Below are 22,321 nucleotides of genomic sequence, written 5' to 3'. Positions count from 1 at the left end.
AGGGTGCCTCCCGTGACTCGCTGGAGGCTCCGTGCGTGGAGTCCGCAGCCGATGGCTGGGAGAGGTGAGTGGGGTGCATGGTCACGGATGCCTCCGATCGGATGGATGGACGACGGTCAAGGCCGAGACCCGAAGGAGCCCCCGGCCATTCGGGCCACGCGTTCGCGCAGGAGGCCGGACAGGGCCGCGCGTTCCTGCGGGGACAGTTGGGCGAGCAGTTCCGCCACCTGCCCCTGTCCGTCGGCGGGAGCGAGGACCTTCGCGTGCTCCACGGACCACCTGAGGACCTCCTGTACCTCCTCGGGCCTGCTCGTCAACCACAGGGCGGTCAGGGAGAGCGGACCCTCGCGCAGGACCCGGAGGCAGAACTCGAACTCCTCACGACTCACGTTCCGCCAGGCGAACGGCGCGGGCGTGCCCTCGCCCACGAGGTCCAGGTCCTCGCCGTCCTCGGGCCCGCGCACGTCGACGAGCCGATAGCCGAGACCCACCTCGCCGATCCGGAGCGGGGCGGCGAAGTGCCGCGCCAACTCGCCCGCCGTGAGCGTCCGCCCGGAGGCCGCGTGCCGCTCGGCCAGGTGGCGCAGTTCCCGCGTCAGGTGGTCGCGGACGTGGAACCACCCCCCGACCGTCCGGGAGAGCACGAGCCGCACCGGATCGTGTACCCACCAGGACACCCACAGGTCCACCCGCTCCGGCCCCCGGGGTGACGGCAGACCGATCCGCCGCGAGTGGACGCGCGGAGCGGTGAACACGGTGTGGGCACTGGCGTACCGACCGGTGAGAGGAGGCGCGCCGGAGGCTTCGGGCGAGGTCTCCGCCGCGTCCGGGGCCTCGGGATCCCCGGAACGCCCCAGCACGAAGGATTCCCCGACGTGGTTCGTCAGCACGAGCGCACGGTCCCTCGGGCACGACCAGCGGTACGAGATGATCTCCCGCCACGGCGCACGCGAGAGCGGCCGCACCAGGACTTCGGGGTGATCGTCACCCGCCATGCCGCGCCCCTCCTTCCTCACGCCAGGCCGACATGACCGCCCGGGCGATGTCCCGGGCCCGCGGATCGGCCTTCTCCCGCCGCTCCAGTTCCACGAACAGCCGCAGTGTGCCGCGACTCGGCGAGCGGGACAGCCGCGTCAGCAGGTCGGGAAGGACGGCGGCGAGGCCGTCGTCACGGGAGGCGTCGTCGCACCACGTCAGAAGGGCACGGGACGTCGCGTCGAACACCGGATCGGAGTCGAGGGCCCGGTGGAGCAGAGTAACGAATCGATCGCCCCGTACGGTGTCCTCGGCGAGTTGCCGCGCGAACCAGTCGGGGGAGTGCATGAGCCCCGCCAGGAGACCCAAGCCGGTGGACTCGTGGGCCGGGTCGCCGCTCCATGCGTGCACCCGGTCGAACACGGCCTCCTCGAACCCCGCGCGGTGGAGTCGGTGGAGGGCCCGGGCGACGTCACCGGCCGGATGGGCCGGGTCGGCGCCGGCGTGGGAGACGAGCTTGCCCAGCAGGTCCACGGCCAGGTCGGGGCGTGCGAGCCCGAACTCGCTGCCGCAGGCCAAGGCGACCGTGGAGCGCAGGCGCGGATCGGGCGACCTGGTCCAGCCGGCCAGCTTGTGACGGACCTCGCCGACCAGGACGGGGTCCTCGGCGGCGATGCCCAGCGCATGCGCGGCGATCTGGCGACCTGTCACCCGCTCGGAGCCCGCCAGGTCGGTGATGTGATGCAACGCCTGCCGCCCGCCACCCCATCCCGCGGCCATCCCCATCACCCTGCCGACGGGTTCGGTGAGTTCCATGTACGGGGGCACGTCGCGGAGCCACGAGGTGAGCATCGTGGCGAACTGCCCGTACTCGCGCCAGATGTGCCGCAGCACGGACTCGGCCCTCCGATGCCGGATGAAGGTCACCGGTTCCACCCGGTGCGGGTAGGTGCCGGTGGTGCGGACCTCGGCCGCACCGCATCGGGCCGTGATCGCCACGAGCAGCGAGGCGAGCGAATGGCGCAGGGCGAAATCAGGATTGGGCCGTGCCGCACCGCCGGAGTCTGGGCTGGGCTGCAGCACCGAGGACAGTGCCCCGTCGGAGAGGGCCAGCAACCGGTCGGCCTGTTCGCGGACGATCCGGTGGTCGAGTCCTTCGAAGACGGCCGTCGCCACGAGAAAGGCCAGGGCCTCGGGGCTGTCGTGCAACAAGGTCACGAGCTCGGACACACCCTCCTCGGACCGATGCCCCACCCGTTCGGCGAGGTCCTCCAGTCGATCCCGCGCACCGTCCGCCGAGATGATCGTCCGCACCAGTTCCACCACGTCCGAGGGGATCAGACGTGAGTCGAGCAGGGTGTCGAGCAGACCGATGGGCACGGCGCTCAACAGCCGGGCCCGCTCGGAGGCGTGGCGGACCCTCGCCTCGAACACGCTGGTGAAGACCCGATCGGGCGCCGGGGGAACGCACCGCACGGGGGCGATCCGCAGGTCCCGGGCGAGAGCGCGCAGCATGTGCGGGTCGTCGACCAGGGTGATCACCAGAACGGAGTCCGCCTCCTCCAAGAGGGCCCGCAGGTGCCCCAGGGCCCCGGGGCCGATGGGGCCGTCGGGGCCGTCGGGGAAATGCCCCTCCATCAGGTAGCCGCGCGCGTCACGGTCCTTGGGGCGCCAGGTGTCGAGGGGCACGTTGTCCACGGCGCGCAGGGCCGTCACGTCCCGGCAGTGTTCGTGGAGCAGGTTGAGGCCGGCGGTGTGTCGGCCGGAGCCGGGTTCGCCCGCGAGGAAGACCACGCGTTGGGCCAGCGCCTCCTTGGCCTCCGGCCACCACGTGGGGACGGCGAAGCCCCGGATGGCCTCCTCGACCTCGGCGCGGGGGATCGGTCCCTCGTGGACCCGGGGGCGCCTCGCCGGGTCGGGATCGGCGGACCACTGGTTGTCGGTGGCCTGGTCGCCGTGCACGGTGCCCGCGTTGATGTTGCCGTTGGAGGCGTTGTAGTTGTACGTGTTGTGGACCGTGGGGGTGACCGGTGGGGGCGCGGTCGGGTCCGCGGCCTCCGTGGTCTCCGCGGTGGTCACGCCCGCCCCTGGTGCTTGTCGCCGCGGACCCGGTCGCCCTGGAAGCCGCGGACGGTGCGGGCCTTGTTGCCGCCGACGTGGTCCCCGGCCACGTGCTGGTTGCTCACGCTCTGACCCCCGTGCACCGTCCCCGTGTTGATGTTGCTCCCGTCGGCGTTGTACGTGGTGTTCGTGCCGGCCGGCGCGGCGGGCGGGGTGTCCTGCGGCTCGGGGGCCGCCGGCGCCTGGGCCTGCGGGCCGAGGACGCCGTGGTCGCGCAGCGGACCCGAGATCACGGGGACGTGGATCCACGCGCGCTGCGAGAAGTCCTTGCCGGGGACGGAGGCGGACACCTCGATGAACCGGTCGGGGTGCAGGGCCGTGTAGCCGCTCGCCACGCAGTCCTGGTGGCAACGGTCGGAGAGGATCGCGGCGACGTGGGTGACGTTCTCGCTGGTCGAGGAGAGGACGGCCTTGACGGGGACGGAGTCCAGCAGGCGGTGGGTGTCGTTGCGGGCCGTTCCCTGGCCGCCGAATCCGTCACCGGTCTCGGGCAGCGGGCCCAGGTGCAGGCTCGCTCGCAGGCGCAGGGGGGCGGTGCCCAGCGAATGGACGTTGTACTCCGAGAGCGTGTCCTGCAGGGTGTCCAGCCAGGGGCTCAGCACGAGCGGCATCAACGAGGGCTCGAAGCCGAAGGCGTAGCCGTCCCCGGTCGAGGCCGGGAAGAGCCGCCCGTCCCAGACCTCGGCCAGGCCCGCGCGGAGCAGCGAGATGCGGAGCACCTCGGGGATCGCCCGGCTGATCGTCTCGTGTTCGATCGCCGGCCGTCCGGTGAAGTCCTTCGCGTCCACGGCCAGGATGCCCCGGACGGCGGGCAGTCGTCGGCTCCGGGTGTAGGGGACGTCTCCGGTCCGGGCCAGGTCGCGGGCGTGCTGTTCCATGGTGTCCTCCGGTGCTGTCGAGGGTGAGTCGCGCGGTGAGGAGAGGTTCGCCCGGACCGGGCCTCGGCGTCTGCTCCGGCAGAGCACGGTCGTGGTGACCCCGGTCACGCCGAGCCGTCGAAGGGCGGCGAGAGGAACGCCGCCAGCGCTTCGCGGTCGACGACGGTGATGCTCTTGTGCTCGGACAGGACACGCCCCGGCCCGTACGCGCGCAGTGCGTCGAGCACGGAATTGCGGCTCACCTGGAGGTGTTGGGCGAGCTCGGCCTTCGAGACCGCGACCCGGGGGCTGCCGGTGACGGTGACGAGTCGGATCAGGGCCTCGGCCAGTCTGCGCACGACGGGTCCTTCGGAGGACTGGATCCGCTGCCGGAGCCGCTGGAGCGTGTGGTGGGCGAGGGCCGGGGCGAGCTCGTGCTCCGCGACGAGCCGCACGAAGGCCGCGCGGGGGACGACCGAGACCCGGCAGCGGCTGATGGTGACCACGTCGGCGAGCCGCGCGGCGCCGTCCTGTACGGCCATCTCGCCGAGGATTTCCCCCGGCCCCCGGAAGGCGAGCAGGGTCTCCTTGCCGTCCGCCGCTCGACGGAGCACCTTCACCATGCCCTCGGTCAGGGCCAGGACGTGCGTGCCGGCGTCCCCCTGGCGCAGGAGGAGTTCACCGGCGGCGTGCGGTCGTTGTCCGTGTCCGAGCATCGCCCGCCACGCCTCCGGCGGCAGCAGGTCACGGAAGACGGGGGTGGTGGGATCCCAGGTCGCGTCTGTCATGGGAGGGACGCTAGGGGCGGGAGTGAGCACGCACCTCGTTGTCACGGGAGTTCGGGGGAACGCGCTGTTCCACCGTTATCCTGGGAGATTTGCGCTTAGGTGACGGATGTCGGGATTCGGCCGGTGAGGAGACGGATCCCGCCATGTCAGAGGCCCAGGAGGATCAGGGTCAGGGAGGTCGGGAGGAGGAGGTCGGGCCAGGTGGGGTCGGGGCGGAGGGTTCGGGTGGTGTCGGCCAGGGCCTCGGGGGAGGCCGCCGCGCGGGCCGCGCGCAGGGCGTCGGCGGCGGCGCGGACCCGGCTGCGGCCCCGGCGCTGGAGCAGGTTGTCGACGGCCGAGCCGGCGAGGGTGGGCACGCCGCGCGGCAGGCCCTCGGCGTCGAGCACGCTCAGCCCGCTGGTGTGCGTGATGTCCGTGACGGCGCCCCAGGCCAGGTACCGGCGGGTGGCGAAGGAGACCAGGGTGACCCCGTGGGCGTCGAATTCCACCCGGCTCCGGGCCAGGCGCCAGCAGAGCCAGACGAGGGCGGTCAGGGTGCCGACGAGGGCGAGGTCGACGGAGCCGACCGGGTCGATGACGGTGATCAGGGCGCCGGTGGCCGCGCCCGCCGCGACGAGGGCGCAGAACACGGGCAGGCCCCGCCCCCGCACCACCGTTTTCCCGCTGGATGGCACCGGGACTCCTTGTCTTTCGTTTTCCCGAATCGGAAAGGGTGTGAACGCGGCGGCGCCGCCGGTCGGAAGGGGATCCGGCCGGCGGCGCCGTTCGCAACGCTCCTATGAACAATAACTCGGGCTGAAACCTCCGATTCCGCAGCCGGCCACCGACATTTTCGCGTTGATGCTCATGTTCATGTATCTCTCGGCGCCCTTGGAGGACACGGCATTGCCCATGCCGGCCCGCCAGAAGGTGGTGTTGCCGCCGAGTCCGCGGGTCACGCCCTTGCCGATCGCGGCGCCGGCGGCGCCGCCGAGGACACCGATGCCGGTTTCCCGGAAGAAGTCCCCGGCGCCGTATTTCTTGGTGTTCGGATCTCGTGAGGACGCGAACCACTTGGCGCCCGCGACCGCGGCCCCGGCGACGATGCACGCTCCGGCCGAGGCGGCCACGCACACCCCGAAGGCCGCGATCTCGGCCGCTCCGCGCCAGTGCTTCTTGATGGCCCCGCCGGCCTTGGCGACGCCCTTGTCCCAGAGCTTGCGCAGCCCCGACCGGTTGTCCTTCTTCTTCTGCTCCTGGGCCTTGCGGCGTTTCTCGGCGGCCTCCCGGGCCTGCTTGGCCCGTCGTTGGGCGTCCTCGCGGGCCTTGCGTTCGGCGGCCTTGCGGGCGCGTTCGGCGGCCTCGCGGGCCTCACGGGCCTTGCGCGCGGCCTCGGCGGCGCGGGCGCGGGCCTCGGCGGCCCGGCGTTCGGCCTCCCAACGGGCCCGCAGGATCGCCATCCAGCGCATGAAGGCGCGGTACGCCTCCTCCGCCTTGCGCCTGACGTCGGAGATCCAGTTCTTGAGCGCGCCGAAGAACTTTCCGTCCGGGTCGGACTGCACCAGCGGGTTGTTGTTGCCGTAGGTGTAGCCGTGCATCTGTTGCGGGTCGGCCGTGTCGATCACCGGGTCCACGGAGATGAACCGGCCCAGGGTCGGGTCGTACTCGCGGGCCCCGAGGTGGGTGAGGCCGGTGCCGTCCATCGTGCCGCCCACGAAGCCCTGGTTGCCGGGCCAGTTGCCCGGCTGGGCCGTGCGCGGGTTGCCGAAGATGTGCTTCTTGCGGCGGGTCACGGCCTGTCCGGCGCCGAGGAGGACGGCGACGGAGGCGGTGCCGTGGTGGTCGGAGAGCAGGATGCTGGTCTGCCCGCCGGTCTTGGTCGCGACGGTCTTGTCGCCCTGCGCGTAGTACCGGGTGCCGGCCTTGGCGCCCTTGGCGTCCATCCGGATCTGGTTGCCGCCGGGCAGGGTCAGGGTGGTGCCGGTGGGGTCGGCGGCCAGGATGCGGGCGCCGTCGGCGTCGTAGGTGTAGTGGGTGGTCAGGTTGTTCTCGGTGACCCGCGCGAGTCGGCCCTCGGCGTCCCACGCGAGGTCCTGGGCGCGGCCGCCGACCTGGCGGGCGGTGGTGTTGCCGGCCTTGTCGAAGCCGTAGGTGTCCTTGCGGTCCTTCTGCCCGGCGCTCTTGGTGGTGACGGAGGTCAGGGCGCGGGTGCCGGCGCCGTTCTCGCCGTAGGCGTAGCTGCGGACGAGGTCGGTGGTCGCGGTGGGGTTGCCGGGGGCCGCGTGCTGGGTCTCCGTCCTGCGGTTGCCGATGGCGTCGTAGGTGAAGCTGTGCCAGTAGGCGTCCGGGCCGCCGACCTTCGGGGTCGTGCCGCCGGGGGTGCCGTCGGCGTTGGGCTTGGCGGCGCAGCCGTCGGTGGCCGTCCAGGCGTTGGTGACGCGGCGCAGCCCGTCGAGGGTGAAGCACTGGGTGTCGACGGACTTGCCGCCGTCCTGCCCGGACTCGGTGGTCACGCCGGTGATGTTGCCGGCCTGGTCGAAGCCGTAGCGGGTGTCGTCGATCCGGGAGGGGCCCGTCTCGCGGTCGGTGACCACGCGGGTCAGGTGTCCGGTGTGCTCGTCGTACTCGTTGCTCTCCCAGACCTTGCGGCCGGCGGAGCCGTACTCGGTGCGCAGCACCCGCTGGAACGGGTCGTAGGTCATGTTCGCGACGAGGGTGCCGGAGCCGCCCACGGTCGAGACGACCTGGTCGTAGGGGAGGGAGGTGGAGTAGCGGTGGGTGACGCGTTCGGCGGTCTGTCCCGCGAACGCCGGGTGCCGGGTCCATTCGAGCAGGCCGGTGCGGGCGTTGTAGCCGTGGGTCAGCTCGTAGCTGCCGGCCAGGCCGCCCTCGCGGGCGGGGATGGTGACGCGGGTGCCGGTGGGCTGGTCGCGGCCGTCGAGGCCGGTGGTCTCGACGACGTAGTCCTGGCCGCCGACGCGGCGGACCGCGCGGTGCTGCTCGCCCTTGGCCACGGCGTCGTACTCCCAGCCGGCGAGCGTGGTGGCGCCCTGCTTCAGGGAGGTGCGGCGGCCCAGCGGGTCGTAGCCGGTGGTGAGGGTGGCGCCGCCGGCGCCGGTGCTGGTGACGCGCCGGTCGGCCGCGTCGTAGGTGTGGGTGGTGACGCCCTTGTCGGGGTCGTCCTCCTTGACCACGCGGTCGCGCTTGTCGTACGTGAACGTCCAGCGGGCCCCGGTCGGGTCGGTGACGCTGGCCTGCTCACCGGAGGGGGTGTACGTGTAGCGGGTGCTGTGCCCGACCTTGAGGCCGGTGTCGGCGTACTCGACCCGTTCGACGACGTTGTCCCGCAGGTCGGTGACGGTGGCGGTGGGGGTGCCGCCGGCGGGCGGGATCACGGTGGTGCGTCCGCCGTCGTACCGGGTGGTGACCCGGCTGCGCTCGTCGCCGTACTTCTCGGCGATCTGGAGCACCGGCCGGCCCGCGCCGTCGTGTTCGGTGCGGGTCAGGTGCGGGACCTTGGTGTCGTCGGCGGTGACCAGGGTCGCGGAGGGCTCGCCGGTGGCGAGGTACTCCTTGTACACCTTCCACTCCAGGCCGCGGGAGTCGTACTTCTTCTCCGTGACCACCCGGCCGGAGCCGTTGGCGGAGGGCACCTGGGTCTCGCGTTCGCGCAGCAGACCGTCGTACAGGGTGTACTCGGTGCGGTACTCGCCGGTGTGCCGCAGGTGTCGGGCGGCGACCGAGGAGGGCGCGGTCCGCGAGACGGTGTAGACGTACTCCAGGCTCGGGGCGTCCGGGTTGGCGGCCTTGGACCAGCCCTTCTCCCAGACCCGGGCCACGCGGCCCAGCGGGTCGAGGTCGGCGTCCTGCCGCTTGCCGTTGGCGTCGATCTTGGCGATCGGCTCGCCGCGTCCCGGGTCGTACTCGCTGGTCTCGGTGTGGCCGAGGGCGTTGCGGGCGACGAGGGAGGTGGGGGCGTCGGTGTGGGCCGGGGTGAAGACGGCCGTGGACTTGGCGCCCGCGGCGCCGACGGTCTCGACGGCCCGGCCGTGCCGGTCGGTCTTGTGGGTCTCGACGGTGACGAAGCCGGTGCCGGCGGCGTTCTGCTCGTCGGCCCGGGTGGTGTCGCCCTTGGTGGGGGCGGCGCCCAGGGTGGTGGAGCCGTCGAAGTAGGTGCGGTGTTCGGAGATCAGGTCGGCCGGGAGGTTCGGGGTGATCCCGCACGCCTTGGCGACCTTCTTCACCGAGGCGGCGAGGTCGAGGATGTTCAGGGCGGGGTTGCGGGCGTAGGTGGTGGTCGTGCAGGTCTCGTCGCCGGTGACCGCGAGGTCGCCGAGGTCGGACTCGGTGACGACCTGCCCCTGGGCGTCGTAGCCGCGTTCCACCCGGGCGCGCTGCCAGGCGGAGCCCTGGAGCCGGCGTTCGGCGATCACCGCGTCGGGCTTGGTGATCCGGGCGGTGAGGTCGGGCAGGCCGGGGCGGGCCCGGGTGGCGGTGGGCGCGGAGGTCCAGGGGGTCGCCGAGGTGCCGTCGAGGACCGCGCCGGCCAGGTGGGTGGTCTCCTCGCGCTGCATGCCGGCCAGGGGCGGGGCGTCGGGGAGGTTCACGCCCTCGGAGTCGGGCACCTGCTTGCCGGTCAGGCCGCGGAAGAACCGCTTCTCGGTGTGGGCGCGCGGTCCGTCCTTGCCGTCGCCCTCGGTGGTGCGGACCTGTCCGTAGCCGCGGAACTGGGAGTGGGAGCGGTGTTCGGGCTTGGCGAACTCGTCCTCGGACTTCGCCCAGGCGGCGCCGCCGAGGTAGGTGTAGTCGGTGCGCTTGGGCGGGGCGCCGCCGACCCGGTCCTCCTCGCGGATGCCGGTGACCACGTAGGTGTGGAACCAGTCCTTGAGGGGCTTGGAGTCGGCGCCGGGGGCGTCGGGGGAGTTCCACCACACGGGGTAGCAGCGCTTGGTGTTGGACTCCTCGGCGGGCAGCGAGGCCGGGGTGCACTCGGGGGCCGAGTAGTCCACGGCGACGGTCCCGCCGGACTCGGTGTTGATCCCCCGCACCCGGTAGCGGATCAGCGGCGGGATGCCGTCACCGGTGCGGTCCACCCGGTTCTCCAGCTGCTTGCCGGAGAAGGTGACCGGCGGCATCGCCAGGTCCTTGCCGCCGGTGTGCCCGGTGCGGGTCACCGAGGCCAGCCACAGGGCCGGGCTCGCGCCGTCGCCGGGGGAGGGGAACTGGTGGGTCAGGGCCCAGGAGTCGACCTTGCGGTAGGCGGCGCCGACCCGTACCTCGGAGGTGATGCCGGTGATCCGCTTGCGCGTCCAGAACGAGGGGCTGTGGCGGTTCTTGCAGTTCTCGCCGGCCTTGCAGTACTGGTCGAAGGGCACGTCCGGCCAGTGCTTGGCGTTCTCCTTGGTGAACTTGGCCTCGGCGCAGTCGAAGTCCTTGCCGGGCAGGCAGCGCTCGGCGGTGTTCAACGTGACCCGGGCGGCCGGGGTGCCGGCCAGGGCGGTGTCCGCGCGCAGCCCGTACTCGATCCGCTTGAGGTACCCGCCGCGGGTGTACTCGGTGTTCGTGGAGGCGCCGGTGGAGGCGTTGACGTTGCGGCCGTAGCGGTTGCTCTCCTTGGCCCAGTGGTAGGCCATGGCGTCACCGCGCGGGTCCACCACCCAGTCCAGGTTCCAGCGCCAGCCCTGCCGGGTCATGGAGTCCGCGAAGGCCGGCTTGTGCCCCGGCTCTCCCGCGTGGTTGCCGTACACCGGCACGGTCCACGCGGAGTCGGTGGTGGGCTTGCCCGAGGTCCACCCGGGCAGCTTGTGGTAGCCGAAGAAGTACTGGGTGCCGCCCGCGTCGGTCAGCTTCCAGTACTCACCCTCGTGGGTGCCGTTGTCGCGGGCCGGGTCCTTGATCCGTTCGATCCGGCTGCCGTCGTCCTTGAGGAGCTTCCAGGTGCCGGTCCGGTCGTCCTTGACCAGCTCGTTGGAGAAGCCGTTCAGCGAGAGCACGGCGTTGTCCGTGGCCCAGCACTGCTCGCCGTTCTTCGCCTTGTTGTTGCCGCCCTTCATGTCCTCGTTGCACGAGCGGTAGCGGCGTTCGACGAAGCCGGGCTCCAGGGTCCAGCCGTCGCCGACGTTGTTGGCCTGGTTGTTGGTGGCGGCGGTGCGGCCGTCGAGGGAGGCGGAGTTGTAGTTCAGCGCCAGGTCGGGGGCCACCTCGCCCGGGACCGGCGGCAGGCCCATCGGGTAGGTCCAGGTGAACGCGCCGGAGGAGGAGCCCGACTGCCAGGTGCCGGAGGGCGAGAGGGAACTGGCCTTGAAGTCCCCGTCCGGCCCGGCCGGGGCCGCCCGCAACGCGTACAGGGTGCGCACGGGGGTCGAGCTCGCGGGCGCGCCGGTGGCCCAGGTGCCGGCGACCGGCACGGGGGCGGGCAGCGCGATCCGGCCCGTCACGGTGCCGGCGCGCACGTCGTTGCGCGCCCCGGCCACCGGCTCGGGCCGGCACTCCGGCGCCTCGGGCGTGGTCAGGGCGCACTCGGGCAGCCGCACCAGCCGCAGCCGGGAGGCCCAACCGGCCCCCGACGCCTCTCGGAAGCCCGAGTAGTCCACGGTCAGCTCGGTCTCGCCGCCGGTACCGGCGGGGGTCTCGGCCGCCAGCAGCGGGCCGTCCACCCCCACGCGTTCGGCCGCGTCCCGACCCAGCACCTCGACCCGCAGGTCCCCTCCGGCGGGCGCGGCGGCCGGGCCGCCGGGGGAGCGCAGGGTCAGCGGCAGGCCGCCGGGCGCCAGCGAGCGGTCCCGGCCCTCGGAGGGCAACGCGGCGGTGACGACCCCGGGCGCGGGCCAGGTCACCTCGGGGGCGTGGCGACGGGCGTCGGCGGCCGCGTCGTCCGGGCCCGCGGGTGTGGTGTCCACCCGGCCCACCGGGACCGGGCGGGTCTCCTGGAGGTCGGGCAGCCGCAACGGGGTCATGGCGAGGGCCTCGGCCGTCACCAGCCCGCCCAGCACGGCGACGGCGGTCACGGTGGTGACGGCCCGGGCGGCCCGTCTGCCGGCTCTGGTGTTTCTTCTGCGTCCGGTCGGAACCCAGTCCTGGATTCCCGGTTCGGCGGGTTGGCCGCGCACGATTCCCCCAACGGGATCGATGATCAAGATCGCGAAGACTTTACCGATCATTTACGCCCCGCCGGAATGCGGAAGTCCCCAAACGGACAGGCCGAAAGACCCTACTTTACCTGTGCTATACCTTGCCCTTGCCGAATCGCGGCGAGTCGAACTGACGGAAGGGCAGAAAATGTCAGCATCCCAACGGAGGCGCGGCGCGAGCCGATTCGCCCGCACTCCGATGGCCTGCGCCCTCGTACTGGGTCTCGCCGCGGGCCCGGTGTCCCTCGCCGGGACCGCCGTGGCCGCACCCGTGCCGGACGGGGGCGCCGCCCGCGCCGCCGCCGAGGAATCCGCCCGAAACCCCGGCGCGGTCACCTCCGGCATCGGGGAGGAGGAGGCCCTGGAGCGGGCCGCCCGCACCGGCGAACCCGTCGAAGTCACCGCACTGCGCACCGAGTTCGCCACCGTGTACGCCAACCCGCACGGCACCCTCACCCGCGAGAGCTCCCTGCTGCCCGTCCGCGTGCGCCAGGGTGACCGGTACGTGCCCGTGGACGAGACCCTGCGCGCCACCGACCGCGGCACCGTCGCCCCCGTCGCGACCACCGTCGCGCTGGAGTTCTCCGGCGGCGGCGAGGGCCCCCTGGCCACCATCACCCGCGACGGCCGCTCCCTCACGGTCGGTTGGCCCGCCCCCCTGCCCCGCCCCGTCCTCACCGCCGACACCGCCACCTACCCCGAGGTGCTCCCCGGGGTGGACCTGCGGATGAAGGCCGAGGTCACCGGTTTCCGGCAACTCCTCGTCGTCAAGACCCCCGAGGCCGCCCGCAACCCCGCCCTCGACCGGCTCCGGTTCGACCTCGCGGGCGAGGGCGTCGAGGTCGAGGCCGACGCGGCCGGCAACCTGCGCGCCCTGAACCCGGCCGGCCAGGAGGTGTTCACCGCCCCCACCCCCGTCATGTGGGACTCCGCCGGGCTCCCCGCCGACTCCGGCGCCTCCCTCGCCGCGAGCACCCCCGCGCCGCGCGACGCCGAGGCCCTCGACCGACTCCTCGCCGCACGGGGCGGCGCGCCCGCCGGCCCCGCCGAGGACGTCTTCGAACCGCGCGTCGGCGCCGTCGAACGGACCATGCCGGTCAGCGTCGGCGACGAGGGGCTCGCCCTGGTGCCCGACCGCGCCCTGCTCAACGACCCCGACACGGTCTTCCCCGTCTACATCGACCCCACCGTCGGCGGTTCCCGCTCCAACTGGACCTCGGTCGCCAAGAAGTACCCGACCACCTCCTACTGGAACCACTCCTCCGGCGTGGCCCGCTCCGGCCACGAGACCGACACCGGCGGCACCTGGCGCTCCCTCTTCACGATGGACACCAAGCCCCTGCACGGCAAGAAGATCGTCAAGTCCACCTTCAGGATCAAGAACACCCACTCCTGGAGCTGCACCGCCCGCCCGGTCGAACTGTGGCGGACCAACACCATCAACTCGGGCACCACCTGGAACAAGCAGCCCACCTGGGCCGCCAAGGTCGGCACGGTCAACGCCGCCAAGGGCTGGGGCGCCAACTGCCCCGCCGGCAACCTGGAGTTCGACACCCGCTCCGTCGCCGAACTCGCCTCCGCCAACAAGTGGCCCACCTCCACCCTGGGCCTGCGCGCGAGCAGCGAGAGCGACGCCCTGGGCTGGAAGAAGTTCGACGCGAAGACCGCCGTGCTCTCCACCGAGTACAACTCCACCCCCAACCCGCCGGCCGGGCAGCGCACCAACCCCGCCACCCAGTGCACGGCCGAGCCCAGCACCACCGTCGGCAACACCGACGTGGAGCTGTTCTCGACCATCTCCGACCCCGACGGCGGCACCGTCAAGGGCCGGTTCAAGATGTGGCGCACCGGCACCGGCACCGTCCTGTTCGAGAAGGTGGTCTCGGTCACCTCCGGCAACGTCGCCAAGGTCGTCATCCCCAAGAGCGCCTTCGTCAGCGGCCGGCAGCACTCCTGGCAGGTCCAGGCCGACGACGGCTCCTCCGTCTCCGCCTGGTCCCCGGTGTGCCGCTTCATCGTCGACCAGACCCGCCCCAGCGTGCCCCCCACCGTCACCTCCCCCGAGTTCCCCGACGGCTCGGCCGGCTGGCCCGACCGGACCGGGGCGGCCCGCACCGAGGGCCGCTTCACCCTCGGCGCCAACGGCATCGGCGACGTCAACCGCTACGAGTGGTGGACCTCATGGGACCCGGCCGTCAAGACCGCGAACACCAGCGGCGGCAAGCCCGTCACCCTCACCCTCAAGCCGCCCGTGGTCGGCCCCCAGAACCTCTACGCCCGCTCCCTGGACGTGGCCGGCAACCGCTCCGACACCGGCACCTACCTCTTCTACGTGAACCGCGCCGCCGAGGCCGACAAGCCCGGTGACCTCAACGGCGACGGCGTGCCCGACGTGTACGCCCTCAAGCCCGGCGGCGAACTGCTGCTCTACTCCGGCCGCGGGGACGGGCGCCTGGCCAACCAGGGCAGGGCCGCCGCCGGCTCCCTCGCCGGCGCCTCCCTCACCCACCGCGGGGACTGGACCGACGACGGCTACGAGGACCTGATCGCGCTCACCGGCCCGAAGGGCTCGCGGGTGCTGGACGTCCTCCCCAACAACGGCTACGGGCACGCCTGCTCCGCGTACGGCGAGGAGGCCGCGGGCGGCGCCTGCGACCGTGAGCGGATCCGCCTGGAGGTGTTCGAGGAGGAGAACGACCACTTCCGCGACGCCGACCAGATCCTCGCCATCGGCGATGTGGACGGCGCGGTCGAGGACGGCGCCCCCGCCCACCCCGACCTCGTCGTCAAGTCGAAGAACCAGCTGTGGCTGTACTTCGGGCACCCCTCCGGCTACCTCGACTACGACCGGCCTCCGGTCCTGATCGGCGCCAACGCCTGGGACCCCTACGAGCTCCTCGCCCCCGGCGACCGCACCGGCAACGGCCGCGTGGACCTGCTCGCCCGCCACCGCACCACCGGTGACCTGCGGCTCTACGAGGGCACCGGACCCGACGGACAGGGCCTGGGCTCCGGCCCCGCCGCCAAGGTGATCGCGACCGGTCTGACCGCCGCCGCGCACCCGCTGCTCACGGCGGCCCCCGGCGGGGTCGGCGGCCGGCCCGCCCTGTGGGCCAACACCCCCGACGGCAAGCTGTGGATGCGCCCCGACCTCGTCGGGACCCCGGTCCAGGTCGGCACCAGCGGCTGGCAGGCATTCGCCTCGCTCAGCTGACCACCGCCCCCCGTCCCGCCCTCTCCCGCGACCCCGGCACCCCCCGCCGGGGTCGCGGCGTACCGGCGGAACCGATCACCGGACGGTCCGGCGGCACACCGGCCGCCACCGCGAACGATCATGACCCGAACGGACCCGGTCGCCCGCCTCCGGCACGGGTGCCCCGCCGCCCCGCGTGTCGTAGGGTTCTTGCGGTTCCGGCGCTTCGGATCGGACCCGCGCGCGGGCGGCGCGCGACGGACGGACGGGGGTGCGCGCGATGGGTACGGCCGACACGGTCACATGGACCGGTGACGAGGACTGGTCGGTCCGTCTGCACGCCCTGTGGACCTGCGCCACCGGCGTCGGCGACATCACCGGCATCGCCCCCGAGCTCTACCCCGCCCTCGTCGACGCGTGCGGGGTCCGCACCGTCGTCGGCTACCGCTGGACCGGCACCCGCCTGTCCTACACTCGCCGCCTGGGCCGGGGCGAGACCCGACCCGCCCTGCACGTCCCCGATGCCGACGAGGCGCGCACCGACTGGGACCTGCCCGTGCCCCCGCCCGCGACCGAGGTCGGGGAGGGCACCCGGGTGGACCTGTTCACCCGCGCGGCCTACGCCGCCCTGGCCCGCCCCGGGGGCCCCGACGTGCTCGGCCCGGGCGTGCTCCACGTCGCCGAGTGCGTCTTCACCCTGCCCTCCGGGGACCACGCGGCCATCGCCGTCGGCTTCGCCGAGGAAGTCCCCGACCACGCCGCCCTGGTCCGCCGACTGCACCAGGTCGGCGACGTGGTCCTGGCCGGGGACGAACGCCTGCGGCTGCGCGACTGGAACCAGCGCCGCCGGCTCCAGGACGCCTTCCTCGCCGAGGCGTCCCTCCAGATGGACGCCAGCCTCGACGCCGTCGAGACCCTCGGCCGGATCGCCCGCCTCGCCGTCCCCGCCATCGCCGACGGCTGCCTCATCCACCTCGCCGACGCCGAGGGCGACCCGCGCCCGCACGCCCACGCGCACGTCTCCGTCGCCGCCCAGAACCACCTCGCCGAACACGTCGCCGCCGACCCCTGGCTCACCGCCCTGCTGCGCCGCGCCCTCACCGGCGGCCACGCCCTCACCCTCGACGGCGACCGCCTCGCCGGTGGGCCCCTCGACGACGGGCGCGTCACCCACGTCAGCGTCAACCCGCTGACGGCGCGCGGTCGGGCCCTGGGCACCCTCACCTTCCTCTACAGCCGCCGGCAGCCCGTGGCCTCCGCGCACTTCCTCGCCGACCTCGCCGACCGCGCGGCCCTCGCCATCGACAGCACCCTGGTGCACGCCGAGCGCCGCCGACAGGTCCGGATGCTCCAGCAGCACCTGCTGCCCAGCGCCCTGCCCCGGGTCCCGGGCCTGGCCTTCTCCGCCGAGTACCGGGTGGCCGACACCTCCATGGAGGTGGGCGGGGACTTCTACGACGTGGTCGAGTCCGACGGGGCCACCGCCCTCGTCATCGGCGACGTGTGCGGCCGGGGCGCCGAGGCCGCCGCCCTCACCGGCCTGGCCCGGCACACCCTGCGCACCCTGCTGGAGGACGGGACCGCCCCCGAGGCCGCCCTGGCCCGTCTCAACCGCTCCCTGACCCGCTCCGCCGCCACCCGCTTCGTCACCGCCGTCGTCGCCGTCCTCACCCCCGGACCCGAGGGCCACGAGCTGCGCGTCGCGGGCGCCGGCCACCCCCACCCCGTGCTGCTGCGCCGCGACGGCACGGTCCGCCGGCTGCCGGCCGGCGGGCTGCTGCTCGGCGTCGCCCCCGACGTGCGCTACGAACCGCTGACCGAGATCCTGCGTCCCGGGGACACCCTCTACCTGTACACCGACGGCCTCACCGAGGCCCGCTCGGCCGACGGGGCCTTCTTCGAGGAGGTCATGGACGGGGCCCTCGCGGCGGCCGGCCCCGGGGACCCCGAGGGCGCGGCGGCCCGACTGCTGGCCGCCGCCGCCGACTACACGGCGGCCGGCAACGACGACACCGCCGTGCTCACCGTCACCGTCCTGCCCCGCTGAGACGCGCGGGGGCCCGGGGCCCGACGGGACGGGAGGTCCCGCCGGGCCCCGGGCCCGGTGCGCTCGGCGGCGTGCGGCTCAGGAGCCGTACACGCCCACCTCGTGCAGGCTGTAGCCCCAGCCGGTGGCGCGTTGCACGCCCTGCACCCTCAGGTAGCGGGCGCTGACCCCGTCGAAGCGGAGGGTGTCCAGCCCGCCGTCCCCGTCGGTGACGTTCGCGACCGTGCGCCAGGTCTCGCCGTTGGTGGAGGTCTCCACCCGGTAGGCGCGGGCGTGGGCCCGCTCCCAGTCCAGGGTGACCTTGGCGACCCGCTGCGCGGAGCCGAGGTCGATCCGGAACCACTGGTCGTCGTTCCACTCGCTGGCCCAGCGGCTGCCCTGGTCGCCGTCGACGGCCCGGCCGGGGGAGTAGTCCACGAAGGGGTTCCACCACTGGGAGGTGGAGGCGCTCGCGGCGGCCCCGGTGGCCAGGTTCACCCCGGCCCGGTGGCGTTCGGTGCCGCCCCAGGTGTCGAGGTAGGACTGGGCGCCCTTGAACATGTCGGCCACGACCTCCTGGCCGCCGACCCGGCGGATGTCCTCGATCCAGTCGGGGACCAGCCCGTAGTGGGAGGCGCCGTCGGTGTTGAGGTCCCAGGTGCGCTGCCCGGCCGTCACCTTGTCGACGACGGAGCCGCCGTCGGCGGTGCGGAAGGGGTACTGGACGGGGTTGGGGGCGTCGGCGCCGCGCGGGCCGGGCCAGCCGCCCACCCCGTTCATGTCGGTGCCGTAGCCGTAGCCCTTGCCGTACTTGTCGCGCAGCGCCTTGGTGCGGTTCGCCTCGGCGACGAAGCCCTCCGAGCCGCCCATGTACTTGGCGATGAAACCGCCGGTGGCGTAGACCCGCTCGGTCCAGTCCAGGTCCATCCAGCTGTGCGAGGAGATGACGCCGGGGTAGTTCTGCGATTCCACGATGTCCAGGGCCCGCCCGGCGGCCTTGACGCTCATGTGGTCCAGTTCGAGCATCATCTTGCGTTTCATCATGCCGCGCACCGCGTACTCGCCGAGTTCGGTGAGCCCGCGCGCGTTGCACTTGGCGTCCCCGGCGTAGGTGGGCACGCTCACGCCCGCGGGCAGCTCCTTGACGGCCTGCGGAGCGGCGTCGGCGGCGAGGCCGAGCCCGATGGGGTTGTCGTGCTGGGGTCCCGCGCAGGTCTCGGTCTTCCAGAAGGTGCCGGTGGAGAGGAACTGGCCGACGTTGATGGCCACCCCGAGGGCGCCCTCGTCGAAGCGCACCCCGCACAGGGCGTTGTCGAACTTGTGGCACAGGAACATGCTGCGCACGCCGAGCCCGTACAGCTCGTCGAGGCCCTTGTCCACGTCGGCCTTGGAGCACTGGGCCACGTCGAGGATCTGCTTGCAGCCGAAGGGCTCGGAGGTCTCCACCCCGAGGACCACGGCGAGCTTGCCGTCCTCGATGACCCGCTTGGCCTGGGCGGTGTCGGTGACGATGCGGAACCAGCCCTTGCCGGGGCCGCCGTACATGCGGTCCACGTAGTCCTGCATCTCGTACGTCTTGCGGGCCTGGAGCCGGATCGAGGTCATCTCGTCGCAGCCGCGGTCCTTGAAGAAGTACACCGAGCAGATCACACCGTTGGTGACGAGGTCGTTGACCAGCACCCGCTGGCCGCCGCGCCAGGCCCGCTCCACCCACGCGTAGTAGTTCTGCTGGTGGGTCAGGGAGTCGTTCGCGGGCCAGTCCTTGAACGTGGGCCAGCCGTCGGGGTCGTGCTTGCCGTCCCCGCCCTTGGTGATGAAGTCGAAGACGGCGAGGCTGCCGTCGGGATAGTGCTCGGGGCAGTCCTTGAGGGCGTCGGCGACGCCGAGTTCGGAGAAGGGCTTGCCGCAGATGAGCCGGCCGCCGAAGCCCTCGTTGGCCATCAGGTGGTCGTGCGCGTCCACGAATCCGCGGACCTTGCCCTGGGCGTCGGTCCCCTTGAACGGCTCACCCGTCACGCCGATGCCCGAGTCGGGTTGCGGGCGGGCGGTGGGGTTCCACCAGCCCGTGTCGGCCAGGCTGCCCGGGGCGGGGCCGAGGAGCACCGTGACCAGGGCCAGCAACAGGGCGAGGAGGGCGAGGGGGCCGCCGCGTCGACGGTGCGCGAGTCGTGTCATCGTCACCACTCTCAATTGTCATGTCCGCGCAAATGTGCACCGAGCATCCCCAGGGGTTACCGCCGAGTCAAGAAGAAGGCGGGCCGAAAGGAGCCCCACTCACCACGAATCCGAGAAGACATGAGAAAACGGCGCGGAATTCGCGCTTTGCGGGCCCCCCGGCGGCCCTTGCGGCGCCCCTCACCAGGACAGGTCGCCCAGGTCCTCCAGGTCGAACACCGGCAGCGCCGCCGCCGGCACCTCCCCGCCCAGCGCCAACTGCGCCCAGATCACCTTCCCGCGCCCCGTGTACCGGGTCCCCCACCGCTCCGCCAACTGCGCCACCAGGAACAGCCCGCGCCCGCCCTCGTCCGTGGTCGCCGCGTACCGCAGGTGCGGGGATGTGCTGCTGGCGTCCCACACCTCGCAGATCAACGCCCGGTCCCGGATCAACCGCACCCGCACCGGCTGCCCGCCGTACCGGATCGCGTTCGTGATCAACTCGCTCAGGATCAGCTCGGCGGTGAACACCACCTCGTCCAGACCCCACTCGGTCAGCCGGCGCGCGCACGCCGTCCGGATCCGCGAGACCGCCGCCGGGTCCGAGGGCACGTCCCACTCCGCCACCTGGTCCGCCGACAACCGCCGCGCGCCCGCCACCAACAACGCGATGTCGTCGCCCGGATCGTCCGGCGCGCTGGGCAGGACCGCCTCCAGCACGTCCCGACAGGTCTCCTCCGGGGTACGGTCCGGCCGCTCCAGGGCCCGGCGCAGCGCCGCAGCCCCCGAGCCCGCGTCCCGACCCCGGTCCGCCACCAGCCCGTCGGTGAACAGCACCAGCCGACTGCCCTCCGGCACCTCCACCACCGAGGACTCGAACGGCATCCCGCCCACGCCCAACGGCAGCCCCGCCGGGGCCTCGGGGAACTCCACCCGCCCGTCGGGGTGCACCAGTGCCGGCCCCGGGTGCCCGGCCCGCGCCACCGCGCACCGCCCCGAGACCGGGTCGTACACCGCGTACAGGCACGTGGCCCCGGTGATCGGACCGGCCGAGCCGTCCTCGTCCTCCTCGTCCATGCCCCCGGGCTCCCGGGCCGGGGCCGCGCCCCCGCTCTCGTGCCGGTCGATCCGGTCCACCAACTCGTCGAGATGGGCCAGCAACTCCTCCGGCGGCAGGTCCAGGGTGGAGAAGTTGTGCACGGCGGTCCGCAGTCGGCCCATCGTGGCCGCCGCGTGCAGCCCGTGCCCCACCACGTCGCCCACCACCAGCGCCACCCGGGCCCCGGGCAGCGCGATCACGTCGAACCAGTCCCCGCCCACGCCCTCCCGGGCCGGCAGGTACCGGTAGGCCACGTCCACCGCGCCCTGGTCCGGGAGCACCCGGGGCAGCAGGCTGCGCTGGAGGGTCACGGCCATGGTGTGCTCGCGCGTGAACCGGCGCGCGTTGTCGATGGAGACCGCCGCCCGCGCCCCCAGCTCCTCCGCGAAGTCCAGGTCCTCCGGCCCGAAGGCCGGGGAGCCGCCCGCCCGCCAGAAGTTCGCCATCCCCAGCACCACCCCGCGCGCCTGCAAGGGGGCGGTGATGAGCGAGTGCAGCCCGTACGCCAGGGCCGCCGCCGCGCCCTCGGGGTCCTGGGCGCGCCATCCGGCCGCCTTCTCCAGGTCCTCCTCCAGCACCGCCCGCCCGCCGGCCAGGGCGCCGGCCATCGGGGTGGTCCTCGGCACCATCCGGATCAGGTCCCCGACCGGTTGCAGCGGCACCGGACCGGCGCCGGGCTCGGGCCGGCCGCCCAGCGCCGTCCGTCGCATCTCGGTGTGCTCGCCCGGCGGCCCGGCCGGCTCCGCGCCGCGCAGCACCGGGTCCAGCAGCTCCACCGTCACGAAGTCCGCGAACCGGGGCACGGCCACCTCGGACAGCTCCTCCGCCGTCCGCGCCACGTCCAGCGTGGTCCCGATCCGCACGCCCGCGTCGTACAGCAGCGTCAGCCGGTCCCGGGCCGATTCGGCCCGCCCGGCCAGCGCGGACAGCTCGGTGGTGTCGCGCAGGGTCACCACGCTCCACGGGGCCTGCCCGCGCGGCTCGGTGGGGCGCACGTTCACGGCCAACAGGCGGTCCCCGGCCGGGTGCACCTCGTCGGTCGCGGCGCGGCCCGAGGCCAGCAGCTCGGCGGTGCCGGCCGCCAGGCCCAGCTCCCGCACGTCGCGGTTCTCGGCGTCGGCCGGCAGCCCGAGCAGCCTGCGGGCCTCGTCGTTGGCCAGCAGCAGCCTGCGGTCCGGTCCGATGATCAGCACGCCCTCGCGGACCGCGTGCAGCACCGCCTCGTGGTGCGCGTACCGGCGGGCCATCTCGGCCGCGCCCAGCCCGTGGGTCTGCCGGCGCAGCCGTCGGTGCACGAGCCCGGCGCCGGCCGTGGCCAGGGCCAGGGCGCCGGCCGTCGCGCCGAGCAGCAGCGGCATCCGGTCCTCCAGCACCTCGCCCACGGTGCTCACCTCGACCCCCGTCGAGACCAGGCCGACGACCTTGCCGGCGGGGTCGCGGACCGGGGCCACGGCCCGGACCGCGTCGGTGGGGGCGCCGTGGAAACGCTCGGTGAACGCCGTGCCGGCCAGGGCCCGCGAGAGGTCCCCGGTGGCCTTGTGCCCGATCAGCTCGGGGCGCGAGTCGGTGTAGCGGATCCCGTCGGTGCCCAGCACCGAGATGAAGTCCAGCCCCGAGCCGCGCCGCGCGGCGTCGGCACCCGGTTGGAGCAGCGCGGTGGGATTGGGCGAGGACAGGGCCTCGACCAGTCCGGGGGCGTGGGAGAAGGCCTCGGCGGCGGCCAGCGAGCGGTTGCGGGCGTCGCGCAGGCTGTCGTAGCGGGCCTGGAGGATCAGCGCGAGCGCGGCGGCCGCGACCACCACGAGCACGATCACCGCCTCCAGCGCGAAGACCTGACCGGCCACACTGCGCAACCAGGGCAGCCCCCGGCGGCGTCCACCCGGCTCCGGGGAGGTCTCGGCCGTCACCGTGCCCTCCTCGTCCGTGCTGGTCAACACCGTCGGCGCCGTCGGCGCCCGGTCACTCCATGCTGCCCCGTCCACCACGTTCGGCGCAGCCC

General features: G+C 73.4%; 10 protein-coding genes. 2 read left to right on the top strand and 8 right to left on the bottom strand.

Annotated features, from left to right (window positions below):
- Positions 1–116 precede the first annotated feature (116 nt).
- The 6 genes from ACN20G_RS01045 to ACN20G_RS01020 all read right to left on the bottom strand — a co-directional run bounded on the left by ACN20G_RS01045 (position 117) and on the right by ACN20G_RS01020 (position 11,727).
- Positions 117–995 (bottom strand): hypothetical protein, encoded by an 879-nt coding sequence (locus tag ACN20G_RS01045; RefSeq protein ID WP_424210782.1) that lies wholly within the window; start codon positions 993–995, stop codon positions 117–119.
- Positions 985–3,054, bottom strand: coding sequence for a hypothetical protein (locus ACN20G_RS01040; RefSeq protein WP_424210781.1), 2,070 nt, complete (start codon positions 3,052–3,054; stop codon positions 985–987). The genes ACN20G_RS01045 and ACN20G_RS01040 overlap by 11 nt, the downstream gene beginning before the upstream one ends.
- On the bottom strand, positions 3,051–3,974 hold the full coding sequence (locus ACN20G_RS01035) for a hypothetical protein (protein ID WP_424210780.1): 924 nt from the start codon (positions 3,972–3,974) through the stop codon (positions 3,051–3,053). The genes ACN20G_RS01040 and ACN20G_RS01035 overlap by 4 nt, the downstream gene beginning before the upstream one ends.
- Positions 3,975–4,078: 104 nt before the next feature.
- Positions 4,079–4,741 carry a Crp/Fnr family transcriptional regulator gene (locus tag ACN20G_RS01030; protein ID WP_424210779.1) on the bottom strand — a complete coding sequence of 221 codons (663 nt, stop codon included), beginning with the start codon at positions 4,739–4,741 and terminating at the stop codon, positions 4,079–4,081.
- 146 nt (positions 4,742–4,887) lie between these two features.
- Positions 4,888–5,415 carry a hypothetical protein gene (locus ACN20G_RS01025; protein WP_424210778.1) on the bottom strand — a complete coding sequence of 176 codons (528 nt, stop codon included), beginning with the start codon at positions 5,413–5,415 and terminating at the stop codon, positions 4,888–4,890.
- 102 nt (positions 5,416–5,517) lie between these two features.
- Positions 5,518–11,727: an RHS repeat domain-containing protein gene (locus ACN20G_RS01020; RefSeq protein WP_424210777.1), complete on the bottom strand. Its 6,210-nt coding sequence runs from the start codon at positions 11,725–11,727 to the stop codon at positions 5,518–5,520.
- 271 nt (positions 11,728–11,998) lie between these two features.
- Here ACN20G_RS01020 and ACN20G_RS01015 point away from each other — a divergent pair, with 271 nt between their 5' ends.
- Both ACN20G_RS01015 and ACN20G_RS01010 read left to right on the top strand, forming a co-directional pair.
- Entirely contained in the window at positions 11,999–15,064 is a 3,066-nt protein-coding gene (locus ACN20G_RS01015; RefSeq protein ID WP_424210776.1) for an FG-GAP-like repeat-containing protein, read from the top strand.
- A gap of 259 nt (positions 15,065–15,323) precedes the next feature.
- A complete protein-coding gene (locus ACN20G_RS01010; protein ID WP_424210775.1) occupies positions 15,324–17,090 on the top strand; it encodes a PP2C family protein-serine/threonine phosphatase in 1,767 nt (588 codons plus the stop codon).
- Positions 17,091–17,168: 78 nt separating this feature from the next.
- Here ACN20G_RS01010 and ACN20G_RS01005 read toward each other — a convergent pair whose 3' ends face one another.
- Positions 17,169–19,244, bottom strand: a complete 2,076-nt coding sequence (locus tag ACN20G_RS01005) for a discoidin domain-containing protein (RefSeq protein WP_424215317.1) — start codon at positions 19,242–19,244, stop codon at positions 17,169–17,171.
- Between the two features lie 180 nt (positions 19,245–19,424).
- Positions 19,425–22,259, bottom strand: a complete 2,835-nt coding sequence (locus ACN20G_RS01000) for a SpoIIE family protein phosphatase (protein WP_424210774.1) — start codon at positions 22,257–22,259, stop codon at positions 19,425–19,427.
- Positions 22,260–22,321: the final 62 nt, after the last annotated feature.

The sequence above is a fragment of the Streptomyces dryopteridis genome (genome assembly GCF_049606955.1).
Lineage (GTDB): Bacteria > Actinomycetota > Actinomycetes > Streptomycetales > Streptomycetaceae > Streptomyces.
The sequence above is the reverse complement of the archived record's forward strand: the minus strand, read 5'-3'. Positions and strand labels throughout refer to the sequence as shown.